This window comes from Amycolatopsis sp. cmx-4-54 (assembly GCF_046548895.1).
Lineage (GTDB): Bacteria > Actinomycetota > Actinomycetes > Mycobacteriales > Pseudonocardiaceae > Amycolatopsis.
In genome coordinates, this window is sequence record NZ_JAEBEJ010000008.1 from 330,164 (window position 1) to 350,310 (window position 20,147).

Consider the following 20,147-nt stretch of genomic DNA (forward strand, 5'->3'; position numbering starts at 1 on the left):
GCGGACAGGATCGGTCCGCTATGTCTGGCACAGTGTCCGACATGGGTGACGTGGAGGACGAGCGCGGGACGACTGAGCGGGTGCTGACCCTGCTCGGCCTGCTGCAGCAGCGCGCGCTGTGGACCGGCCCGGAACTCGGGGAACGCCTCGGCGTCACGCCGCGCACGATCCGGCGCGACGTCGAACGCCTGCGCGCGCTCGGATATCCGGTGCAGGCGAGCAACGGCGTCGGCGGTGGTTACCAGCTCGGACCCGGCCACGACATGCCGCCGCTGCTGCTGGACGACGAGGAGGCGATCGCCACCGCGGTCTCGCTGCTCGCCGGCGCGGGCAGCGGTGAGGCCACGCTGCGGGCGCTGACGAAACTCGACCGGGTGCTGCCGACCAGGTTGCGCCACGAGGTGAGCGCGCTGTCCGGCTCGGTCGTCGCCTTCGACGGAAGCCGTGCGCCGATCGACCCAGAGGTACTCATGACCCTGGCCCGCGCTTGCCGCGACGAGGTCGAGGCGGGCTTCGCGTACCCGTCCTCCTCGGGCTCCACGGTGCGGCGGGTCGAGCCGTATCGGCTGGTGGCTTCCGGGCGGCGCTGGTATCTGCTCGCCTACGACCTCGACCGCGACGACTGGCGCACCTTCCGTGTCGACCGGATGACCGAGGTTTCCGCGCGATCATGGCGTTTTCGCCCGCGCCCGGCACCCGACGCGGCGGCCTACGTGCAGGAGAACATCGCCAGCCGGGTCTATCGGCACCAGGCGCGATTCCTGGTCCACGCGCCCGCTTCCGTTGTGCGGGCGCAAATCCCGGCTGCGGCGGCGGTGGTGCGGGAACGGGGCCGTTCGCGGTGCGAGGTCTTGAGCGGGGCCGGGGATCTCGACTTCCTGCTGATGCACGTGGTGCTGCTGGGGCACGCGTTCGAGGTGATCGATCCGGCGGAGCTGGGGGAGCGGTGCCGGGTGCTGGCCGAACGCTTACTGGGCGCTGCTGGTGCTTCGTCCACGCATTTAGCCGACTAATTGCGGGGTTCTCTAGGTACCTGAAGGACCCCTTCCTGTACCTAGGCGCAAGGAAGGGGTCCTTCATGTACTTGCATGACCGGTCCGTTCACGCACGACCGTGTGGATTTCGGGTCATCTGACGTCCCAAAATCCACACGGTCGCGTATCACCGGTCCGATCAAGACCGGGGAAGTCCGCAATCAGCCGACTAATTGCGGAGGGGGAAAGAGTTCACCGACCGGTCCACTGGGGCGAACGCCCAGCCGTCCAGGCCGCATAGAACTCCCCATGGTCCTTCGCCGTCATCAGCAAGGCCTGCGTGATCGCCTCCAGCTCGATCGAACTCCCCAGGTCCATGTCGAGTTCGCGCGTCAGCAGGACCTTCGTCGTGCTGTACGCCAACGCCGGCCCATCGGCCAAACGCCGCGCCAGAGCGGAAGCCTCGGAAGCAAGCTCAGCGTCGGGAACGACCTGTGAAGCCAGGCCGATCGCTTCCGCACGGGTGGCGTCGATCTTGTCGCCCAACATCAGCAACTCGGTCGCCCGGCCAAGGCCCACGAGCCGCGGCAGCAGGTACGCCGAGCCCATGTCCGCGCCGGCGAGGCCGACCTTCGTGAACAGGAAGGCGAACTTCGCCGAGGACGCCAGCAGCCGGAAGTCGCTCGCCAGTGCGATCACCGAACCCGCGCCCGCCGCGATGCCGTTCACCGCGGCGATCACCGGGATGGGGCACTCCCGCAGCGCCTTCACCACCGCGCCGGTCATACGCGTGAACTCCAGCAGTTCCGCGGACTCCATTTTCTGCAACTCGCCGATGATCTCTTCGACGTCGCCGCCGGAGCAGAAACCACGTCCCTGGCCGGTGATGACCAGCACCCGGACGTCGCCGCGGTGCGGCAACTCGGCCAGCAGATCGCGCAGGTCGGCGTAGCTGTCGAAAGTGAGCGCGTTCAGTTTGCCGGGGCGGTTCAAGGTGACCGTGGCGACGCCGTCGTCCACGGTGAACTCGAAGTGCTCCCAGTCCGTCGTGATCGGCGGCGTGGCGCGGAACGGGCTCATGACTGGATCCCACCTCCATCGAGGACGAGTGTCTGTCCGTTGATCGCGGCCGCTTCGGGCGCCGCGAAGAAGGTCACCGCGTGGGCGACCTCGTCGGGTTCGAGCAGGCGGCCGAGCGGCGACGCGGCGGCGAGCGCTGCTTCCGCGTCGGCCTCGTCGCGGCCGGTCCGTTCCTGGATCCGGGCGACCGAGGCGGCCGTCATGTCCGTGCGCACGAAGGCCGGGCAGACGGCGTTCGCGGTGACGCCGGTGCCCGCCAGTTCGGCGGCGGTGGCCCGCATCAGGCCGACGGCGGCGTGCTTCGACGCGGTGTACCCGGCCGTGTAGCGGTAGCCGACATGCGACGCCGTCGAGGCGACGGTGACGATCCGGCCGGTGTCGCGCGACCGCATACCGGGCAGAACCGCCCGTGTGCACAGGAAAGCACCGGTCGCGTTGACCTCGATCTGCGTGCGCCACTGCTCCAGCGACGTCTTCGCCAGCGGCGCGCTCGCCGAGATCCCGGCGTTGTTCACCAGCACGTCCACCGGCCCGAGACCGTCGAAGTACCGCGCGACGGCGTCTTCGTCGGTGACGTCGCAGTCGGCCCGGCCGGGCGCGTGCACCTTGTCACCGGCGGCCCGGAACCGGGCGGCGATGGCCGCGCCGATCCCGCGGGTCCCGCCGGTGACGACGACGATCCTGCTCACTCTGCCTCCACCCGGCGCAACGCGCGCCGATCGAGTTTTCCGTTGGCGGTGCGGGGGAGTTCGGTCACGAACACCACCTCGCGCGGGTATTTGTGCTTCGCCAGGTGGGCGCGCGCGTGGTCTTTCAGCTCTTCGGGTGTGGCGGAAGCGCCCTCCGCCAGCACGACGCACGCTCGCGGGACGACCAGGCCGTCGACCGTCACACCCAGCACCGCGCAGTCGACGACCGCGGGATGCCCGATGAGACAGTCTTCGATCTCGCTCGGCGCGACGAACACACCCGACACCTTCAGCAGATCGTCGGCGCGGCCGTGGTGGTGGAAGTACCCGTCGGTGTCGCGGCTGAACAGGTCGCCCGTGCGCAGGGTGTCGCCATGGAACGTCCGCGCGGTCTTCTCCGCGTCGCCGTAGTACTCGCGCGCGATGGTCGGGCCGGTCACCGCCAAGGTGCCGATCTCCCCATCCGGCAACGGATCGCCGCGTTCGTCCAGGACGCGAGCGGTGTAGCCGGGTACCTCGCGGCCGAGGCTGCCTACTCGCTGCGCGCCGGGCACGTTGGACAGATAGATGTGGTACGCCTCCGAGGAACCGATCCCGTCGATCACCGGGACACCGAACAGGCTGTCCCACTTGCGATGCAGCTCCGACGGCAGCGCCTCGCCCGCCGACGTCGCGAGCCGCAGCGAACTCATGTCCACGCCTGCCGCCGCGGGGTGGGCGATCATCGCGCTCATCATGGTCGGCACGTTGACCAGGATCGTCGGCCGGTAGCGTTCGATCAGGGAGAACAGCAGGTCGGCGGTGCTGCGCTGCGGGAACACGATTCCGGACGCGCCGACGCCGAACGGGAACAACGCGGTCAGATCGCGCGCGTAGCCGAAGAACAGTTTCGGCACGGCCAGCACGCGGTCGTCCTCGCGGAGGCCGAGGACACCGAGCGCGTACCGGTCGAAGCTTTCCAGCGCGCTGCGCGCCGGGTGCACGCACGCCTTGGGGGAACCGGTGCTCCCGGTGGTGAACTTCCAGATCGCGACGTCGTCCGACGTGGTCGGAGCGGCCTCCAGTTCGGCAGGCGCCGATGCGGCCAGCGTGTCGAACGAGTGCTCGCCGGGCTCCAGCGCGACATCGCCGACGACCAGCAGGTTCCGCGCCCCGGCTGCCCGCAGCGCGGGCAACGTCGAGCCGTCCGCGATGACGACGACGGCCTCGGTGTAGTCCAGGTAGTACGCGTAATCCTTGGGCTGCAGGAAGGAGTACACCTCGGCGGTGACCGCGCCGATCTTCTGCGCCGCGTACCAGACGGCCACGAACTCCACGCCGTCGTTCAGCGCCAGCAGGACCCGGTGTCCACTTCGGACACCCAGCTCCCGCAGCACGTTGCCGGCACGGTTCACCCGAGCCGCCAGCTCCGCGTAGGTGACTTCCTCGTCGCCGCACAGCAACGCCGTCCGTTCGCCGGGGAGGCGGTCGACGAAATGGGTCGCCAGGTTGAAGGTCATACCAGTTCTCGGATCGCTTCGACCAGGATGTCGGTGAGCACCGAGAACGTCTTCTCGCCTTCCTCGGCGCTCGCCTCGGCGGGAGTTCCGCAATAGGCCTCGGTCATCCCGGCCGAGCCGAAGTCCGTGATGGTGGTGCGCGCCAGGTCGACGTGGACCGGCGGAAGGTCGCGCTGAACGGCGGCGTCGACGAGGTCCGGCCGGTCGGCGAGCACCAGTGACGTCTCGTACTGCCCGGCATGACATTCGCCGGAACGGAACTCGGCGGTGAGCCGTTCGGCGTACCGGCGGCGGACCAGGTCGACGAAGCCGACGCCCGCCGTCTCGGCCACGCGCCGCAGCACCGCCAGATGCGCCGGTTCGAAATGGTTGTTGACCAGCAGGATCCGGGTGAGTTTCTGCGCGGTGAGCGCGCCACAGATCTCGGTCAGCAGCGCGTACAGGGTCTCCTCGCCGATGGAGATGCCACCCGCGAACCCGGCGGCGAGCCGCGTCACCCCGTACGGCACCTCGGGCAGGATCAGCACCCGGACACCGGGATCACCCGCCAGCCGCGCGGCGGCGCGCTCGCACATCCCGCGTGAGATCAGGGGATCGGTGCCCAGCGGCGCGTGCGGTCCGTGCGGCTCGACGGCGCCCACCGGCAACAGCAGCACGGGAACGCGCTCGTCGGACGCGAGCGCGGCGACCTGAGGTGAGCTCAACTCCGCGAAGTACGTCACCCGATTCAAGCTACACCGCAGCGGCCTGAGGTGTATAGAGTTGCTCGTATGCCCGAATCGGCCGCGCCCCACGGCGACCCAGGTCCCCAGGAACTGGTGATGACGCTGCTCGGCACCTACGTGTCGCCGCGCGAGAGCCGTCGCGTCTGGTCCGGTGGCCTGGTCGGCGTGCTCGCCGGGCTCGGCTTCTCCGACGGCGCCGCGCGGATCGCGCTGGCCAGGCTCGCCCGCCGAGACCTGCTCGCGAGACACAAGGCGGGCAGGCTCGTCCACTACTCGCTGACCCGCCGCACGATCGCGCTGCTGGAGGACGGCGACCGCCGGATCTTCTCGCTCGGCAGGCGCGAACGCGAGGTCGGGGAGTGGACCGTGCTGTGGCAGAGCATCCCGGAGAGCCGCCGCCAGGCCAGGGAGCGGCTGGTGCGGCGCCTGCGTTTCCTCGGTTTCGGGCCGGTCCAGGACGGCACCTGGATCGCCCCGCACGACCGTGAGGCCGAGGTGCTCGCCCTGCTGGAGGAGCTGGACGTCTCCGAACACGCCGGGCTGATGCTCGGGAAACCGTCGCCCGCGCTCGACGTCCGGCGCTTCGCCGCGAGGGCGTGGAATCTCGACGGCCTCGCCGCGCGGTACGACGCGTTCGTCCGGGATTTCGGCGGATGTTCAGGCGACCTGCCTGACGCCGAGGCGTTCCGGGTCCGAACCTGGCTGACGCATACGTTCCGCGCCTTCCCGTCGCTCGATCCGGAGCTCCCGGTCGGGCTGGTACCCGCTCCGTCGAGCCGGGCGGCCGCGGTCGAGGTGTTCCACGATCTCTATCACGCGCTCGCCCCGGCGGCGCAACGTCATTTCGACGAGGTGACAGAAAAATGAACGGTGACCGGTTCTTGGTCTTTTCAGGGTCGCGCCGGCGGCGCGATCGAGGTCAGCGCGATAACGATGGAGCGACAGAAAATGAATGACACCCAGGCCGCATTGGGTTACACATCCTACCTTTCGCTGGACGAATTGCTGGACGCACAGCATCCGCGGTCCGACGAGCACGATGAATTGCTCTTCATCGTGATCCACCAAGTGTATGAACTTTGGTTCAAACAAGTTCTCCACGAGGCGCTTTACCTGCAGGAGCAACTCGAAGCGGGTAACACCGCTCACGCCGTCCGCACATTGAGGCGAATCCTGACTATCTTCAAGGTGGTGGTCGCGCAGATCGATGTGCTCGAGACGATGACTCCGAGCCAGTTCACCAGTTTCCGTGCGCGACTCGACGCTTCGAGCGGGTTCCAATCGGCTCAGTTCCGCGTTCTGGAGGCCGTCCTCGGCCGCCGGGACCAGCGGGTGTTCGCACACTACCCCGAAGGCGGTGAACAGCGTGCCCAGATTTCGGACGCGATGTCACGGCCGTCGCTCTTCGACTCCTTCGTCACCTACCTCGCGGTGAAGGGGTACGACGTCCCGACCGGGCGCGATGTCACCAAGCCACTCGAACCCTCTCCGGCGCTCCAAGAAATTCTGTTGCGGGTCTACCGCGACGACACCGGGCCGTCCGTCGTGGCGGAGCACCTGGTCGATCTGGACGAAGGGATGCAGGAGTGGCGGTATCGGCACGTGAAGATGGTCGAGCGGACCATTGGAGACAAGACCGGGACGGGAGGTTCGTCGGGAGCGCACTACCTGCGTACGACGCTTTTCTCCCCGATGTTCCCGGATCTCTGGGCTGTGCGGAGCAGGCTTTGACGAACCTCGACGAACTTCGCCGCGATCCCAACGCGCTCGCGGCGCACTACACGGAATTCGGTGTGGCGGACCGGATCCTGTTGACCGGGCACTCGCACCAGGCTTGGCCGGACGTCGCGCGCGAAGGCCTTCTCGAAGCCTTCGCCGACGCCGCCGAAGAGGTCGACACCAAATGGGCACGGGCCTTCGCCAAGGCGGACGAGCTGCGGGCCGGGTTCCGGGCACTGCTCGGTGACCCGCACGGCGACATCGCGCTCGGCGCCAGCACACACGACCTGGTGATCCGGTTCCTCTCGGCGATGGACCTGCCGCGCCGTCCGCGGCTGGTCACCACCGACGGCGAGTTCCACTCGCTCCGCCGTCAGCTGGGCAGGCTGGCCGAGGAAGGGGTCGAGGTGGTCCGCGTCCCCGCGGCGCCGGTCGCCACGCTGGCCGAACGCGTCGCGGCCGAGGTCACCGAAGACACCGCCGCCGTGCTCGTCTCGGCGGTGCTGTTCGAGACCGCCCGCCTCGTACCCGGCCTCGCGCATCTGGCCGACGTCTGTCTTTCGAAGTCGGTGAACCTCGTCGTCGACGCCTACCACGCGCTCGGCGTCGTCCCGTTCTCGCTGCACGACCTCGGGCTCACCAACGCCTGGGTCCTCGGCGGCGGCTACAAGTACCTCCAGCTCGGCGAGGGCAACTGCTTCCTGCGGATGCCCGCGCACGCGCAGGAACTGCGGCCGGTCGTCACCGGCTGGTACGCCGAGTTCGGCGCGCTCGCGGACGAGCGCCGACCCGATCAGATCGTCTACGCGTCCGGATCGGACCGATTCGCCGGAGCGACTTACGACCCGACGAGCCACTACCGGGGCGCCCGCGTCTTCCGGTTCTTCGCCGAGCACGGGCTCACCCCCGAGTTCCTCCGGGAGGTGTCGCGGCACCAGGTGGGCTACCTCGCCGAGGGCTTCGACAAGCTGGGGCTGCCCGAGGACGTCGTCACCCGTGACCGGGAGACGCCGCTGGACCGTATCGGCGGGTTCTTTTCGCTCAAGTGCGCCGACGCCGGCGCGCTGCAGGCCGCCCTCGACGCACGCGGCGTCCGGACCGACAGCCGCGGCGCGTACCTGAGGTTCGGACCGGCGCCATATCTGTCCGACCGGCAGCTCGACTCCGCGCTCCGCGCCCTTCAAGAGATCGTCGAAGGCTGAGACCCGCCCCCCGGCTTGGCGAACGGACCGGGGCGATCTAGGTTTGCGACGTGGCACCGTCGCCGCCGGACGACCTTCGTCGGGGACTGTGCCTTGTTGCAGGAACTTCGCACGTGAGCCACAAGCAGCGTGCACTCCAGGACAAGGAGTCACCACAGTGACCGAAGTGTTCGGCCAGGGAACGGGCCATGAACAGGTCGTCTTCTGCCAAGACCAGGCCACCGGTCTGAAGGCCATCATCGGGATCTACTCGACGGCGCTCGGGCCGTCGCTGGGCGGGACCCGCTTCTACCCCTACGAATCCGAAGACGCCGCCCTCGCGGACGTCCTCGCGCTGTCGAAGGGGATGGCCTACAAGAACGCGCTCGCCGGGCTCGACCTCGGCGGCGGCAAGGCCGTCATCATCGGCGACCCCCAGAAGCACAAGACCGAAGCGCTGCTTCGCGCCTTCGGCCGGTTCGTCCAGTCGCTGGGCGGCCGCTACATCACCGCCTGCGACGTGGGCACCTACGTGCAGGACATGGACATCGTCGCCCGCGAATCGGAGTTCGTCACGGGCCGCTCGCCGGAGAACGGCGGCGCCGGCGACTCCTCGGTGCTCACCGCTTTCGGTACCTACCAGGGCATGCGCGCCTCCGCGGACGCCGTCTGGGGCATTCCGGACCTCGCGGGCCGCAAGGTCGGCGTCGCCGGGGTCGGCAAGGTCGGGCACATCCTCGTCGGGCACCTGATCGAGGCAGGCGCGCAGGTGGTCATCACCGACGTCTCGCCCGCCGCGATCGAACGCACCCGCGCGGCGTACCCCGGCGTCGAGGTCGTCGAAGACCTCGACACGCTGATCCGCACCGAACTCGACGTCTTCGCGCCGTGCGCGCTGGGCGGGGTGCTGACCGACGAGACCGTCGGGCTGCTCCGGTCCAAGATCGTCTGCGGCGCGGCCAACAACCAGCTCGCGCACCCGGGCGTCGGCAAGCAGCTCGACGACCGCGGCATCCTCTTCGCGCCGGACTACCTGGTCAACGCCGGTGGCGTGATCCAGGTCGACGACGAGCGGCACGGGTTCGACTTCGCGCGCGCCAAGCGCAAGACGACGGCCATCTTCGACACCACCAAGGCGGTGTTCGCGCTGGCCAAGGCCGACGGGGTGCCGCCGGCGACGGCGGCCGACCGGCTGGCCGAGCGCCGGATGGCCGAGGTCGGCGGATTGCGGTCGATCCTGACGGTGTAGCTCTCGACTCCCTGAACGCCATGAAAGGACCTTTCATGGCACGTGCGGCGGAGTGGTGCCGTCCCGTGGAGCGGTGGCGCGGTCAGTGGTGCCGGCCAGTGGTGCCGCTCCGTTGGGGTGGCGTCGGCCTGCGGTCCGGTGGGGCGGTGTCGGTCCGGTGGGCGGTGTCGGCCAGTGGCGTCGGCCGTGGAGCGGCGTCGGCCAGTGGTGTCGGCCGTGGAGCAGTGTCGGCCAGTGGTGTCGCCTGTGGAGCGACGTCGGCCCCCGGAGCGGCGTCGGCCCAGGTCCCAGGCGTTGCGAAAGCCACTTTCGCAACCTTCAACGTTGCGAAAGTGGCTTTCGCAACGTCCGCAACCCCCCGCTCCCGCAACCCCACCCGGGCTCGCGTGCGGCGACGGCCCTCTCGAAAGTGGCTCTCGCCTCGTCAGGCAGGCGGATGCAATGAAGGGGCCTTTCATCGCAAAATTTGCGATGAAAGGCCCCTTCATTGCATCCGCGGGCATCCGCGGGCGCCGCGGACTCAGCCGCTCTTGCGACGGAAGGTGCGCTTGTTCGCCGCCGGGCCGTGCGCGTGCAGGTTCTTCCCGCCGCCGTTCTCGTGCGCCGAGCCCGAGCGGGCCTGGGCCTGCTTGCGCTCCAGCGCCTCGCGGAACTTGCGCTTGGTGTCGTCCTCTTCGCCATCCGCTGGGGACGGTGCCGGTTCAGTCATTGCTACCTCCGAGGTGACGACATGTGACGTTCTCACCCTGTCAGGAACCGACCGGCTTGGCGAGTCGATTTACGTCACCTGGGCGGCGTGGGCAGCTGGACCGGGCCACCGAACCGGACCCGATTCCGCAGCAGTGGCCGCCAGCAGTGGTCGCACAGCAGGATCGGCCTCAGCCGGTGGCCGCAGTCCACGTGGTCGAGCGTGATGTCCGGCTCCTGACCGGGGACCTCGAAACCCCGCGACCACTCGGCGATGAAGGCCAGCGCCGGGAAGAACGCGAGTCCTTTCGCGGTCAGCCGGTAGTCGTGCGCGTCGGTGCGGGTCTTCGCGGTCCCGGTCCGCAGCACGCCGACGTCCACGAGCTTCGACAGCCGTCCCGAGAGCACGCTCGGCCCGATGCCGAGTTCGCGTTCGAACTCCGAGAAGTGCCGTGCCCCCAGCAGCGCGCTCACCACGAGCCCGGTCGACCACCGGTCGCCGAGGAGTTCCATGGTGTCCGGGAAGAACATCAGCGGGTCGCCCGCGAGGGAATCGGCGTCCTTGCGGCGGAAGCGTTTCGACGCCGTCGCCTCGGCGACGCCGGTGTCGTCGAGCCGTCGCGCGCGGATGTCGCGGGCGTCGACCCGCCGTTCGCAGGAGGCGCAGCCGAGCGGTGCCGAGGTGGCCAGTTCGCAGTCGAGGTGGACCAGCGTCGGCAGCACGGTGCGCCGCCCCTCGACCCATTCCCGCTCCCAGGCCCAGATCGAGATGAGCAGCGGCCACAGTTCGACGCCGCGTTCGGTGAGCCGGTACTCCTGCCGCGTGCGGCGCGCGTCCCGGTACGGCGTGCGGACGAGCACGCCCGCCTCGACCATCGCGCGCAGCCGCCCGGACAACGCGGTGGGGGAGATGCCGAGCCGCAGCCGGAGTTCCTCGTAGCGGCGGAAGCGCAGGAAAAGGCTCTGCAGGATCAGCAGGGTCCACTGATCGCCGAGCAGTTCGAGTGCGTGGCGCAGGGGATCGCCCGCCGGCCGGACGCGCCGCGCCGTCGCCTCTGTCACGTGGTTCCTTCCGAGGGTGGTGTCGCGGTCAGCGTACTACTGACTACAGCAGTAGAAGTCTATTGACACCTGACTACAGCAATCGTAGTGTCTCGGCCATGGCCAGTACCTCCGAACAGCCGGTGCTGGTGGCAGCCGCCGCCGGCGAACCCGAGGTCAACCCGTATCTGATGGGCGTCTACGCCCCGATCGGGGAAGAGATCGACGCGGGCGATCTCGAAGTCGTCGGCGAGCTCCCCGCGGACCTCAACGGCGTGTACCTGCGCAACGGGCCCAACCCCCGGTTCGAGCCGGAAGGGCGTTACCACTGGTTCGACGGCGACGGCATGATCCACGCCGTCCACCTGGAGAACGGCAAGGCCCGCTACCGCAACCGCTGGGTGCGTACCAAGGCCTTCGAGGCCGAATCCGCGGCGGGCAAGGCGCTCTGGAAGGGCGTCATGGAATCGCCGAAGGGTAACCCGTTCGGCAACACGCACGGCCTGAACGTCAAGGACAGCGCCAACACAGACCTGGTCTTCCATCGCGGCAAGGTGCTCTCCACCTGGTACCTGTGCGGCACGCCGTACGCGGTCGACCCGCTGTCGCTGGAGACGCTGGGCGCGGAAAACTTCCTCGGCACACTGGTCGGCGACATGATGGCCCATCCGAAGGTCGACGAGCGCACCGGCGAGATGTTCTGGTTCGACTACGGGCCGCGGCCGCCGTACCTGCGTTACGGCGTGATCAGCGCGGACGGCAAGGTCGCGAGCACGACCGAGATCGAACTTCCCGGCCCGCGCCTGCCGCACGACATGGCGATCACCGAGAACTACGCCGTACTGATGGACTTACCGCTGGTCCAGGACATGGAGGCGGCGCGCAACGGGCGGCACAAGCTGCTCTTCGACCGCTCACTGCCGAGCCGGTTCGGGGTACTTCCTCGCTACGGTAACGGTAGCCAGATCCGCTGGTTCGAAGCCAGCCCCTGCTACATCTACCACGTCGTCAACTCCTGGGAGCAGGGCGAGGAAGTCGTCCTCGACGTCTGCCGCGTGCAGCGGCCTGAACCGCGTGCCGACGCGCACACCCCGCTCGCCAAGATGCTGTCGTACCTGCGGCTGGACGCTTCGCTGCACCGCTACCGGTTCAACCTGCGGACCGGGCAGTGCCTGGAGAACCAGCTCGACGACGACAACACCGAATTTCCGTCCGTCGACTCGAGGGTGGTCGGCGGCCGGAATCGCTTCTCCTACGCGGTGCACATCTCGCCGGATTCGACGCTCAAGTTCGACGGCCTGGTGTGCTACGACAATCGTGCCGGCACCAAGACCGAACATCGGTTCGGTCCGGGCCGGTGGGGCAGTGAGGCGCCGTTCGCACCCCGCGACGGCGCGGCCGCCGGTTCCGACGACGGCTATCTGGTGACCTTCGTCCAGGACGAGCGAGAGGGTCGCTCGGAGCTGGACGTCTTCGACGCCGCCGATCTCGCTGCCGGACCCGTGGCCAGAGTCCTGTTGCCCCAGCGTGTCCCGCTCGGTTTTCACGCGACCTGGGTCCGGGCGGACCAGCTGGAACCTTCCCGTAGCCCATGATCCCCTTCGTGCCCGCCCACCGGAGGGGTGTGGGCAGGCGCAGGGCCGGAAAGCCGCGTCCGAGTCGCCCCTTCCAGGGGGTGGGGCGACTCGGACGCGGCGGCTTCCCTGGATCGCCGGACCGCTCCGGCGAGCGAGCCGATCGCGGTCGCGGCGGCGAACACGACGGCGGCCACGCCGGTCTCGGCGGTGAACTCGAGCGCGCCCAGCGCTCCGACGGTGAATCCCGAATGGACACCCCAGGCGATCACCGCCGTCCCGGCGGTCGCGGACGCGCGCGTCACGACGCCGGTGACGAGTACGACCAAACCCAAGGCCAGCAAGGAAAAAACGTGATGTCGCGCCGAACCGAGCAGCCCGGCCGCCGACGCCGCGGCGACGACGGCGACACAACCGAACGGGAAGCCGAAACACTCGGTTTTCCTCATCCGTCCAGGGAACACCACGTCTTCGCGAAGGCCGTCGGCGTGAACGGCTTTCCTACGCCTCCGCTGGGATTCTTGACGCGATACTGACCATCAGGCCTTCCGCGCGTGCGCGATGATCGCGTCGGCGATCGCGGGCCACAACTGCCGTGGCAGTTCGTGCCCCATCCCGGGGAACAGCAGCAATTCGGCGTCCGGGATCGCTTCCGCGGTCGCCTTCCCGCCGCTGACGTTGATCAGCGGGTCGCTCTCGCCGTGGATGACGAGCGTCGGGACCCGGACCTCGCGCAGTTTCGCCGTGCGGTCACCCGAAGCGATGATGGCGGCGGCCTGCCGCAACGAGCCCGCGGGGTGATTCGCCCGGTCGTAGTTCCGGGTGGCCTTCATGCGCAGGAACTCGTCGTCGGACGGGTGACCGGGGGAACCGACGAGCTTGAACCACTCGACACCGTCTTCGATCGCCTGCTCCCGGGTGGCGGCCGGCGGCCGCGTCAGCCCGGCGAGCGCGGCGGGCTCGGGATGCCCGACCGAAGGATCGCCGGTGGTCGACATGATCGACGTGAGGCTGAACAACCGCCCCGGCGAGTCGATCGCGAGCTGCTGCACGATCATCCCGCCCATCGACGCGCCGACGACGTGCGCGCGGCCGAACCCGAGCGCGTCGAACAGCCCGGTGACGTCGGCGGCGAGATCCGACAGCAGGTACGGCGCGGAGGTCCGGTCTCCCGCGGCGAGCGCGGCCAGATCCGGCGCGGGGAGATCGTCCAGATAGGACGAAAGGCCGACGTCGCGGTTGTCGAACCGGACGACGTGGAACCCGCCGGCGGCGAGCAGCTCGCAGAAGCCGACCTCCCACGTCACCATCTGGGCGCCGAGGCCCATCACCAGTACCAGCGGCGGATCCGCGGGGGAGCCGAAGGAGTCGTACTCGAGTTCGAGGCCGTTCACACGCGCGCGGGGCATGGCACGATCCTGCCGGAAGCCCCCGCCGGACGACCAGCCGAAGACGGATACGGTAGCCCGCATGCCGACTCTCCCCGAAGACGCGGGTTCCCGTCCCAGGTCCCGCGCGGCTTCCGGACGGCCGGCCGTCACCAGGGACCGGATCGTCGGCGCCGCGCTGGAGCTGTCGGCGGAGTCGGGCCTGGAGAACTGGACGCTGCGGCAGCTCGCGGCCGCCGTCGACGCCTACCCCGCGGTCGTCTACCACCACGTGGGCGACCGGGACACCGTCGTCGTCGCGGTGCTGGACCGGGTGGTCGGCGAACTGACCCTGCCCGACGAAACCCTGCCGTGGCGGGAGTGGTTCGACGAGTTCCTGCCGACCGTGCGGAGAGTGCTGCGCCGCTATCCCGGCTCGGCGCGGCGGCTGGCCCTGTTCGGGCCGTCGGTCGCCGCCGCGGTGCCGACCATGAACACCGGTATCGGCCGCCTGCTCGCGGCGGGTTTCGGCACCGAGTCGCCGTTCGCCTACAACCTGCTGCTCGCCACCGCTTGCCAGTTCGTCGCGATGGAGGACGACCGCGAGAGCGCGATGGCGCTCCAGCTCGACCGCAGCGAGGGCTACGCGTCGTACCGCACGCGCGAGGACCTGCCGGGGATGGCGGCGCTGGGCGAGTCGATCTCGGCACTGGTCGCGGACCCCGACCTCGCGGCCGGTTACTACGAGCGTCTTTACGATTACGCCGTGCAGCGCTGCCTCGACGGACTGGAGCTCAGGCTCACCCAGTTGAACCCTCTCGGAAGTTTGACAGAGCCGTGACACCGAATCGGCGTAGTGTGGAGGGATACCGGTGCTCGTCACCGGTCATGAAGCCCCTGGCACCCACCTCCCCCTCAAGGTGCCGGGGGCTTCTCTTATGCAGGTTGCAGGTCCGTGAAGGCCTCCTTGAGGGACCCAGAGTCCCTCAAGGAGGCCTTCACGGACTACACGATCGACGCGATCGCCATCCGAAGCCGGCGCCTCAGCCGCGCTGGATCTCGGGGAAGACCTCGCCGACCAGTGTGACCAGTGACTTGCTGAGCAACGTGTGCACCTGCGCGCGATCGAGCGAGCCGCGGACGAGCCATTCGCGGCCCGCCGCCTTGACCATCCCGCCGAACGCGCGGACCAGCGCGTTCAGTTCCTGCCCGTGTTCGCTCTCGCGGGAGAGCCCGACCGCTTCGAGGACCCGGTCCGCCGATTCGCGATCGGCCTCCTCCAGGATTCGTTCGACCTCGAGGTCGCGGCCGATGCCCTCCGGCGCGATCGCGGCCAGCCACATCTTCTCCTGGCTGGTGACCATGTCCAGGAACCACTCGATGGCGACGTCGGCCCGCAGTTCGAGCGGCCCGTCCGGCAGGATCTCGACCGCGAGCCGCGGCACGGTCAGCGCGCGCCGGATGATCTCCAGGTAGAGCTCGCGTTTGGTGCCGAAGTAGTGGTTGATCAGACCCCTGGCGACGCCTGCCTCCGCCGCGATGTCCGAAGTGGACACTTCCGAGTACGGGCGGTCGGAGAAAAGGCGGGCCGCGCAGGCGAAGATCTGCTCCTTGCGTTCGTCCGGTTCCAGTCTCCGCCATCTCGGCGCCGGCTCGGTGGTCATGCGGTCAATCTTCCCACGATCGATTCAGCGGGGCCGGGCAGCGGCCGAATCCGTGTGACATTCAAAAGCAAAGTGTCAGTTAATCCGGCGTGTACCGTCTGTTGGCCCGCTGGTCTTTACCGTCTTCATTCAGGTGGCATGCCGTGCGCGCTGTCGGGGCGCGTTTGCCTCCTACCGGCCCGGCCTGGCGAGTAACCCCCCCTAGCTCGCCAGGCCCGGGCCTTCTTCTCGCGGTGAGGGACGTTCGGCGGGCAGAAGCAGCGTGAACGTCGTCGGCGCCGGGCTGGTCAGCCGCAGCCGCCCGCCCTCCGCCTCGGCCAGGCTCCGCGCCAGCCGCAGCCCGATCCCGTTGCCTTCGTGTTCCTCGGTCCGGTCGGCGGTCGTGAACGGATCGCGACCGTCCGGGATGGCGCCCTCATCGCTCACGTCGATGGCCAGCGCGTCCCCGGCGTCGCGCGCGAGGACGGAGACCGTGCCGCGTCCGTGGGTCGCCGCGTTGTCCAGCAGGACGGCGAGCACCTGCCGCACCGCCGCGTCCGCCGCCCTTGCCGGGAGGGCCTCGCGGCCGCTGATCCGTAGTGCGCGGCCACGTCCGGCGAGCAGCCCGTGCCAGGTCTGCCGGACCTCTTCGAAGAGTTTCCCCAGGTCGAGCAGCGCACGCGGGGCCCTGGTCTGCTTGGCCAGCGCCAGGAGGTCGTCGATGGTGCGCTCCAGGCGGTCGGCCGACGCGATACCGTCGCGGATCGTCGCGTAGGGGTCGCGGTCGGGGCTCTCCAGCGCCGCCTCGAGTTGCAGGCGCAGGCCGGTCAGCGGTGTCCGCAGCTGGTGGGAGGCGTCGGAGGAGAAGGTCCGCTCGCGTTCCAGCGTTTCGCCGATCCGCTGGGACGTGACGTCGAGCGCTTCGGCGACCTGATCGATCTCGCGGACGCCCGTCCGGCGGGCGCGGACGGTGAAGTCGCCCTCGCCGAGCCGTTCGGCGGTGGCGGCCAGGTCCTCCAGCGGACGCGCCAGCCGGGTGGCGATCCGGCGCCCGATCAGCCAGCTGGCTCCGATCGCCACCCCGGCCAGCACGATCATCTTGATCCAGGTCAGCCGGATCTGGGCGTCCAGTTCGGCCCGGGGGTGGGCGGCGCGGACCACGCCGACCAGCGACTGCCCGCTGAGCACAGGGACGGCCAGGACGACCTCGTCTTCGCGGGTCCCGGTCGCCATGTCGGTGTAGTGCGCTTCGCGGACGTACCGGTCTTCGCTGGCCGGGCCGTTGCCTGCCAGGAGCCTGCCGGTCGGGGTGTAGACCGCGACCCTGATGCCGCGGATGCGGTCCTTGTCCGGTTTGACCGGCCGGAGTTCCGGGATCCGGCCGTTGGCGAGATCGCCGGTCACGTCGAGCACGACCGTGTCGGCGACCCGTTCCAGGTCGCGGGTCGAGTTGCCCTCGTGGAACCTGGCGACCGCGACGGCCAGCGGCGCCCCGAACAGGGTGATCGCCAGCACCGCGGCCAGCACGGTGAGGGTGACGATCCGGCGGCGCACGGACAGAGTGTGGCCGACGAGCGCGAGGATCACCCACCCGACGCGATATTTTGCCGTCCGTTGACCTGAGATCAAGGCGATGTTGACCCCGTTCGCCTTACCTTGGGGCCATGCGCCGACGTGCCGCCGTCATGGCAGGCCCGGGGCCCGGATCCGTCCCCCTCGTCCGGTTCGCCGTCCCGGGCGAGTGTGTGGCCGTGCTGCCCGCCGGAAGTGGCGACGCGCCCGGCGGTGCTCCCGGTGTCGGTGTGCTGCTCAGACGCGGGAACCTCTTCGGTCACCTCACCGTCGCACGGAACGTCGTGCTGGCGGGACGGCTGGCCGGCCGCCGTTCCCTCCGCGCCGCGGACGACCTGCTCGAACTGGTCGGGCTGGCCGGCCGCGGTGACGACTATCCGGACGCCCTGTCGGCGCTGGAAGGCGCGCGTGCCGGGGTCGCCGTCGCGCTGGCCGGAGCCCCTGAGATGGTCCTGGCCGACGAACCCGCCGGGGAACTCGACGGGCTGGCCGCGCTCGAACTCATGGATCTGCTGTGCGCCGTCGCGGCCCGCGGGACGGCCGTCGTCGTGGCGACCCGCGACCCCGAGATCGCGGCGGCCGCGCACCGGATCGTGAGAGTGGCGTGACGCCACCACTGGTCCGCACCGACGAGCTGGCGCACACCTATGGTTCCGGGCTGACCGCCGTGGTCGCCGTGCACGGCGTCACCTGCGAGATCTGCGCCGGGACCCGCGCGGTGGTGACCGGCAGGGCCGGTGCCGGGAAGACCACGCTGCTGCATCTGCTCGCCGGGATGAAGAAACCGACGGCGGGCACCGTCGACTGGCCCGCCTTCGAGCCGTCGCCGCCGGGCCCCGACCTGATCGGGCTGATGCTGCAGGACGGCGGGCTGCTGCGCGATCTCGACGTCCGGCTCAACGTCGCCCTGCCGCTGGTGCTCGCCGGCCGGACCGGCACGGCGGTCCGCGACGCCGTCGACGGCGCACTGGAACTGGTGGGCTTGGCCGGCGTCGCCAAGAAGGCGCCCCGGGACCTGACCGGTGAGCAGATCCGGCTCGCCGTCCTGGCCAGGGCGCTCGCGCCCGCGCCGAAACTGATCCTCGCCGACGATCCGGCGGGCTGGCTCGACCGGCGCGAGGGGGAGCGGCTCCTCGGCAGGCTCGTGCGGGCCGCGGACCGGCTGGGCGCCGGACTGCTGGTGGCCACGGCCGAAGAGGCCCCGGCAGGGCTGTTCGGGGAGCGCTGGGCGATGGTCGACGGGAAGCTGGTGCGGGACCGGTGATCGCGGCGATGGCGGCGATGGCACTGTGGGTCGGCGGGATCGCGCGGGTGCGCCCCGCCAGGCTCGGTGTCCCCGCGGCCGGGGTCGCGATCGTGACCACGCTGCTCGCGGTGCACGACTGGACGGGGAGCCTGGCACCGCGCTGGGTGCCCGCGTTGGTGCTCGTGGTGCTGCTGAGCACCCCGTCGGCGCGGGTGTTGCGGGCGGATCAGGATCTGCTGCGGGCCCGCGGCGCCACCGGCGGGCAGGTACTCGGCCTGGCCGCCGCCGAAGCCGGTACGGCCGGCCTGGCAGGCGGCGTGGCCGGGGTCGCCCTGTCACTGGCCTGTGGTTTCTCGTCCGGCTCCGGGGTCGCCCTCGTCCGGGAAATCGTTCTCTTGCTGCTCGCCGGGACGCTCGTCGCGGTACTCGCCATCCTGCCGCCGGCGCTGCGTGAGTGGTATTTCGTGCCGGCCGACGGCGGTCCGCCCTGGTGGTCGCCCTACGGCCTCGACTTCATCCTGCTCGCGCTCGCCTTCGTCTGGCCGTTGTTCGGCTGGGCGGGCGGCACGATGCTGCTGTGGCGATTGGTGGAACTGGGGCTGCGGAAGGGAAAGCGGGTCATCGGCGGCCTGCTCCGGCCGCTCGTCTCCGGACTGGCGGGTGTGCTCGCGCTGTCCATTTCGTGGCGGAGCGCGCTTCTGGCGCGGTCCGTGGTCCTGGTCGCGCTCGCGGTGGCGTTCGCCATCTCGACCGCGTTCACCAAGGACGGTTGCGGCGAGGCCAAGGTGGACCTGATCGCGTCGCTGGTCCTCGCGGCCGCCGCGGCGGGGCCCTCGTTCGGGGCGGCGCTCAACGAACGCAGGCGAGACCTGCTGATCGTGAGCACGCTCGGCGGGAAACGCCGCCAGGTGGCGGCGTTCATCGCGGGCGACGCGCTGGTCGTCGGGGGCGGGGGCCTGATCGCCGGGCACCTGCTCGGAATACTGTTCGTCGTCCTCGCGGGCATGGAGCGCGTGCCTTCGCCGCACGGGTACTTCGGGTTGCTGGCGGTGGTGGTGATCGTGTCGTGCGTGGCGGCGTCGGCGCGGATCGCGCAGTTGGCCGCCCGGGACGAGGTCTCCGACCTGCGCGACTACTGAGCCTCGAAGGGCTGTTCGAGGCGGTAGCCGTGCCCGCGCAGCGTCGAAATCCTCGGCGCCTGCTCGGGCGTGGGCGCCGACTCGGTCAGCTTCCGGCGCAGCGCGGCGATGTGGACGTCGAGGGTCTTGGTCGAGCCGTACCAGTGCGCGTCCCACACCTCGGACATCAGCGTGTCCCGGCTGACCGCCACGCCCGGCTGCTCGGCCAACCGGGCGAGCAGGTCGAACTCCTTGGCCCGCAACGAGATCTCCCGGCCGCCGACGCTGACCCGCCGTCCGGCGGTGTCCACCCGCAGATGGCCGATGGCGATCGCGGGCCTGCTCTCCGGCGGAGCCGTCCCGCGCCGCAGATGCGCCCGGACCCTGGCGAGCAGCTCGCCGAGCCGGATGGGTTTGGTGAGGTAGTCGTCGGCGCCGGCCTCCAAGCCCACGACGACGTCCATCTCCTCCTGCCGCGCGGTCAGGATGACCAGGACGGCGCCGGGCAGCTCCGCCCGCAGCCGTCGGCAGACCTCGACCCCGTCCAGATCCGGCAGGCCGAGATCGAGCAGGACGAAGTCGATGTCGCCGTCCGCCGCGGCCGCCAGCGCGGTACGGCCGTCGCGCTGCCACGAAACCTCGTAACCGTGCAGGCGGAGGGTCGATTCGAGGACACCGCCGATCGCGTCGTCGTCTTCCACCACCAGCAGTTTCGGCATGCGGGGGAGCTTAACCGTTGAACACTGTTCTTTTCGGGTATGACGTTAGCAACACCACCTCTTC

Annotated in this window: 21 protein-coding genes; 10 read left to right on the forward strand and 11 right to left on the reverse strand. The window is 69.8% G+C overall.

Features of this window, described 5'->3' with window-relative positions; all coding sequences use genetic code 11:
* Positions 1–41 precede the first annotated feature (41 nt).
* Positions 42–1,013 carry a helix-turn-helix transcriptional regulator gene (locus ACLJQ7_RS26790; RefSeq protein WP_410650919.1) on the forward strand — a complete coding sequence of 324 codons (972 nt, stop codon included), beginning with the start codon at positions 42–44 and terminating at the stop codon, positions 1,011–1,013.
* Positions 1,014–1,226: 213 nt separating this feature from the next.
* Here the strand turns inward: ACLJQ7_RS26790 and ACLJQ7_RS26795 are convergent, their stop codons facing one another.
* The 4 genes from ACLJQ7_RS26795 to ACLJQ7_RS26810 are packed head-to-tail and all read right to left on the reverse strand — an operon-like array spanning position 1,227 to position 4,964.
* Positions 1,227–2,054 carry an enoyl-CoA hydratase family protein gene (locus tag ACLJQ7_RS26795; protein WP_410650920.1) on the reverse strand — a complete coding sequence of 276 codons (828 nt, stop codon included), beginning with the start codon at positions 2,052–2,054 and terminating at the stop codon, positions 1,227–1,229.
* On the reverse strand, positions 2,051–2,743 hold the full coding sequence (locus ACLJQ7_RS26800) for an SDR family NAD(P)-dependent oxidoreductase (RefSeq protein ID WP_410650921.1): 693 nt from the start codon (positions 2,741–2,743) through the stop codon (positions 2,051–2,053). The genes ACLJQ7_RS26795 and ACLJQ7_RS26800 overlap by 4 nt, the downstream gene beginning before the upstream one ends.
* Positions 2,740–4,242 carry a benzoate-CoA ligase family protein gene (locus tag ACLJQ7_RS26805; protein WP_410650922.1) on the reverse strand — a complete coding sequence of 501 codons (1,503 nt, stop codon included), beginning with the start codon at positions 4,240–4,242 and terminating at the stop codon, positions 2,740–2,742. The genes ACLJQ7_RS26800 and ACLJQ7_RS26805 overlap by 4 nt, the downstream gene beginning before the upstream one ends.
* Positions 4,239–4,964, reverse strand: coding sequence for a creatininase family protein (locus ACLJQ7_RS26810; protein ID WP_410650923.1), 726 nt, complete (start codon positions 4,962–4,964; stop codon positions 4,239–4,241). Before ACLJQ7_RS26810 ends, ACLJQ7_RS26805 begins: the two co-directional genes overlap by 4 nt.
* Before the next feature lie 48 nt (positions 4,965–5,012).
* Between ACLJQ7_RS26810 and ACLJQ7_RS26815 the strand changes: the two genes are divergently transcribed.
* The 4 genes from ACLJQ7_RS26815 (at position 5,013) to ACLJQ7_RS26830 (ending at position 9,116) form a co-directional block, all read left to right on the forward strand.
* Positions 5,013–5,834, forward strand: a complete 822-nt coding sequence (locus ACLJQ7_RS26815; protein ID WP_410650924.1) for a PaaX family transcriptional regulator C-terminal domain-containing protein — start codon at positions 5,013–5,015, stop codon at positions 5,832–5,834.
* 81 nt (positions 5,835–5,915) lie between these two features.
* Positions 5,916–6,698, forward strand: a complete 783-nt coding sequence (locus ACLJQ7_RS26820) for a tryptophan 2,3-dioxygenase (protein ID WP_410650991.1) — start codon at positions 5,916–5,918, stop codon at positions 6,696–6,698.
* Positions 6,695–7,888 (forward strand): kynureninase, encoded by a 1,194-nt coding sequence (locus ACLJQ7_RS26825; protein ID WP_410650925.1) that lies wholly within the window; start codon positions 6,695–6,697, stop codon positions 7,886–7,888. The genes ACLJQ7_RS26820 and ACLJQ7_RS26825 overlap by 4 nt, the downstream gene beginning before the upstream one ends.
* 157 nt (positions 7,889–8,045) lie before the next feature.
* A complete protein-coding gene (locus ACLJQ7_RS26830; RefSeq protein ID WP_410650926.1) occupies positions 8,046–9,116 on the forward strand; it encodes a Glu/Leu/Phe/Val family dehydrogenase in 1,071 nt (356 codons plus the stop codon).
* 520 nt (positions 9,117–9,636) lie between these two features.
* Here ACLJQ7_RS26830 and ACLJQ7_RS26835 read toward each other — a convergent pair.
* A complete protein-coding gene (locus tag ACLJQ7_RS26835) occupies positions 9,637–9,825 on the reverse strand; it encodes a DUF5302 domain-containing protein (RefSeq protein ID WP_005162443.1) in 189 nt (62 codons plus the stop codon).
* Positions 9,826–9,899: 74 nt separating this feature from the next.
* Positions 9,900–10,865: a winged helix-turn-helix transcriptional regulator gene (locus ACLJQ7_RS26840; protein ID WP_410650927.1), complete on the reverse strand. Its 966-nt coding sequence runs from the start codon at positions 10,863–10,865 to the stop codon at positions 9,900–9,902.
* A gap of 98 nt (positions 10,866–10,963) precedes the next feature.
* Here ACLJQ7_RS26840 and ACLJQ7_RS26845 point away from each other — a divergent pair, with 98 nt between their 5' ends.
* Entirely contained in the window at positions 10,964–12,439 is a 1,476-nt protein-coding gene (locus tag ACLJQ7_RS26845) for a carotenoid oxygenase family protein (RefSeq protein WP_410650928.1), read from the forward strand.
* Here ACLJQ7_RS26845 and ACLJQ7_RS26850 read toward each other — a convergent pair.
* Both ACLJQ7_RS26850 and ACLJQ7_RS26855 read right to left on the reverse strand, forming a co-directional pair.
* Entirely contained in the window at positions 12,388–12,867 is a 480-nt protein-coding gene (locus ACLJQ7_RS26850; RefSeq protein WP_410650929.1) for a hypothetical protein, read from the reverse strand. The two genes, ACLJQ7_RS26845 and ACLJQ7_RS26850, sit on opposite strands and share 52 nt — an antisense overlap.
* A gap of 90 nt (positions 12,868–12,957) precedes the next feature.
* Positions 12,958–13,827 (reverse strand): alpha/beta fold hydrolase, encoded by an 870-nt coding sequence (locus ACLJQ7_RS26855; RefSeq protein WP_410650930.1) that lies wholly within the window; start codon positions 13,825–13,827, stop codon positions 12,958–12,960.
* Between the two features lie 61 nt (positions 13,828–13,888).
* Here ACLJQ7_RS26855 and ACLJQ7_RS26860 point away from each other — a divergent pair, with 61 nt between their 5' ends.
* Complete coding sequence (locus tag ACLJQ7_RS26860; protein ID WP_410650931.1) at positions 13,889–14,626, forward strand: TetR/AcrR family transcriptional regulator; 738 nt, start codon at positions 13,889–13,891, stop codon at positions 14,624–14,626.
* Between the two features lie 202 nt (positions 14,627–14,828).
* Here the strand turns inward: ACLJQ7_RS26860 and ACLJQ7_RS26865 are convergent, their stop codons facing one another.
* Together ACLJQ7_RS26865 and ACLJQ7_RS26870 are read right to left on the reverse strand one after the other, a co-directional pair.
* Positions 14,829–15,449, reverse strand: a complete 621-nt coding sequence (locus ACLJQ7_RS26865) for a TetR/AcrR family transcriptional regulator (protein ID WP_410650932.1) — start codon at positions 15,447–15,449, stop codon at positions 14,829–14,831.
* 201 nt (positions 15,450–15,650) lie between these two features.
* On the reverse strand, positions 15,651–17,015 hold the full coding sequence (locus ACLJQ7_RS26870; RefSeq protein ID WP_410650933.1) for a sensor histidine kinase: 1,365 nt from the start codon (positions 17,013–17,015) through the stop codon (positions 15,651–15,653).
* A 77-nt stretch (positions 17,016–17,092) separates the two neighbouring features.
* Here ACLJQ7_RS26870 and ACLJQ7_RS26875 point away from each other — a divergent pair, with 77 nt between their 5' ends.
* The 3 genes from ACLJQ7_RS26875 to ACLJQ7_RS26885 are packed head-to-tail and all read left to right on the forward strand — an operon-like array spanning position 17,093 to position 19,385.
* The gene (locus ACLJQ7_RS26875; RefSeq protein WP_410650934.1) at positions 17,093–17,608 is read left to right on the forward strand and encodes a lipoprotein ABC transporter ATP-binding protein; all 516 of its coding nucleotides are present in this window, start codon (positions 17,093–17,095) and stop codon (positions 17,606–17,608) included.
* The gene (locus tag ACLJQ7_RS26880) at positions 17,605–18,264 is read left to right on the forward strand and encodes an ATP-binding cassette domain-containing protein (protein ID WP_410650935.1); all 660 of its coding nucleotides are present in this window, start codon (positions 17,605–17,607) and stop codon (positions 18,262–18,264) included. The genes ACLJQ7_RS26875 and ACLJQ7_RS26880 overlap by 4 nt, the downstream gene beginning before the upstream one ends.
* Positions 18,261–19,385 (forward strand): ABC transporter permease, encoded by a 1,125-nt coding sequence (locus ACLJQ7_RS26885; RefSeq protein ID WP_410650936.1) that lies wholly within the window; start codon positions 18,261–18,263, stop codon positions 19,383–19,385. The genes ACLJQ7_RS26880 and ACLJQ7_RS26885 overlap by 4 nt, the downstream gene beginning before the upstream one ends.
* Here ACLJQ7_RS26885 and ACLJQ7_RS26890 read toward each other — a convergent pair.
* Entirely contained in the window at positions 19,379–20,083 is a 705-nt protein-coding gene (locus tag ACLJQ7_RS26890) for a response regulator transcription factor (RefSeq protein ID WP_410650937.1), read from the reverse strand. The two genes, ACLJQ7_RS26885 and ACLJQ7_RS26890, sit on opposite strands and share 7 nt — an antisense overlap.
* Positions 20,084–20,147: the final 64 nt, after the last annotated feature.

What these genes read in the sequence shown, in the direction of transcription:
- ACLJQ7_RS26890 (WP_410650937.1), bottom strand. Translation starts at nt 20,083, where the DNA reads ATGCCGAAACTGCTGGTGGTGGAAGACGACGACGCGATCGGCGGTGTC.
- ACLJQ7_RS26855 (WP_410650930.1), bottom strand. Translation starts at nt 13,827, where the DNA reads ATGCCCCGCGCGCGTGTGAACGGCCTCGAACTCGAGTACGACTCCTTC.
- ACLJQ7_RS26790 (WP_410650919.1), top strand. Translation starts at nt 42, where the DNA reads ATGGGTGACGTGGAGGACGAGCGCGGGACGACTGAGCGGGTGCTGACC.
- ACLJQ7_RS26850 (WP_410650929.1), bottom strand. Translation starts at nt 12,867, where the DNA reads ATGAGGAAAACCGAGTGTTTCGGCTTCCCGTTCGGTTGTGTCGCCGTC.
- ACLJQ7_RS26820 (WP_410650991.1), top strand. Translation starts at nt 5,916, where the DNA reads ATGAATGACACCCAGGCCGCATTGGGTTACACATCCTACCTTTCGCTG.
- ACLJQ7_RS26860 (WP_410650931.1), top strand. Translation starts at nt 13,889, where the DNA reads ATGCCGACTCTCCCCGAAGACGCGGGTTCCCGTCCCAGGTCCCGCGCG.
- ACLJQ7_RS26795 (WP_410650920.1), bottom strand. Translation starts at nt 2,054, where the DNA reads ATGAGCCCGTTCCGCGCCACGCCGCCGATCACGACGGACTGGGAGCAC.
- ACLJQ7_RS26845 (WP_410650928.1), top strand. Translation starts at nt 10,964, where the DNA reads ATGGCCAGTACCTCCGAACAGCCGGTGCTGGTGGCAGCCGCCGCCGGC.
- ACLJQ7_RS26865 (WP_410650932.1), bottom strand. Translation starts at nt 15,449, where the DNA reads ATGACCACCGAGCCGGCGCCGAGATGGCGGAGACTGGAACCGGACGAA.
- ACLJQ7_RS26815 (WP_410650924.1), top strand. Translation starts at nt 5,013, where the DNA reads ATGCCCGAATCGGCCGCGCCCCACGGCGACCCAGGTCCCCAGGAACTG.
- ACLJQ7_RS26805 (WP_410650922.1), bottom strand. Translation starts at nt 4,242, where the DNA reads ATGACCTTCAACCTGGCGACCCATTTCGTCGACCGCCTCCCCGGCGAA.
- ACLJQ7_RS26875 (WP_410650934.1), top strand. Translation starts at nt 17,093, where the DNA reads ATGCGCCGACGTGCCGCCGTCATGGCAGGCCCGGGGCCCGGATCCGTC.
- ACLJQ7_RS26835 (WP_005162443.1), bottom strand. Translation starts at nt 9,825, where the DNA reads ATGACTGAACCGGCACCGTCCCCAGCGGATGGCGAAGAGGACGACACC.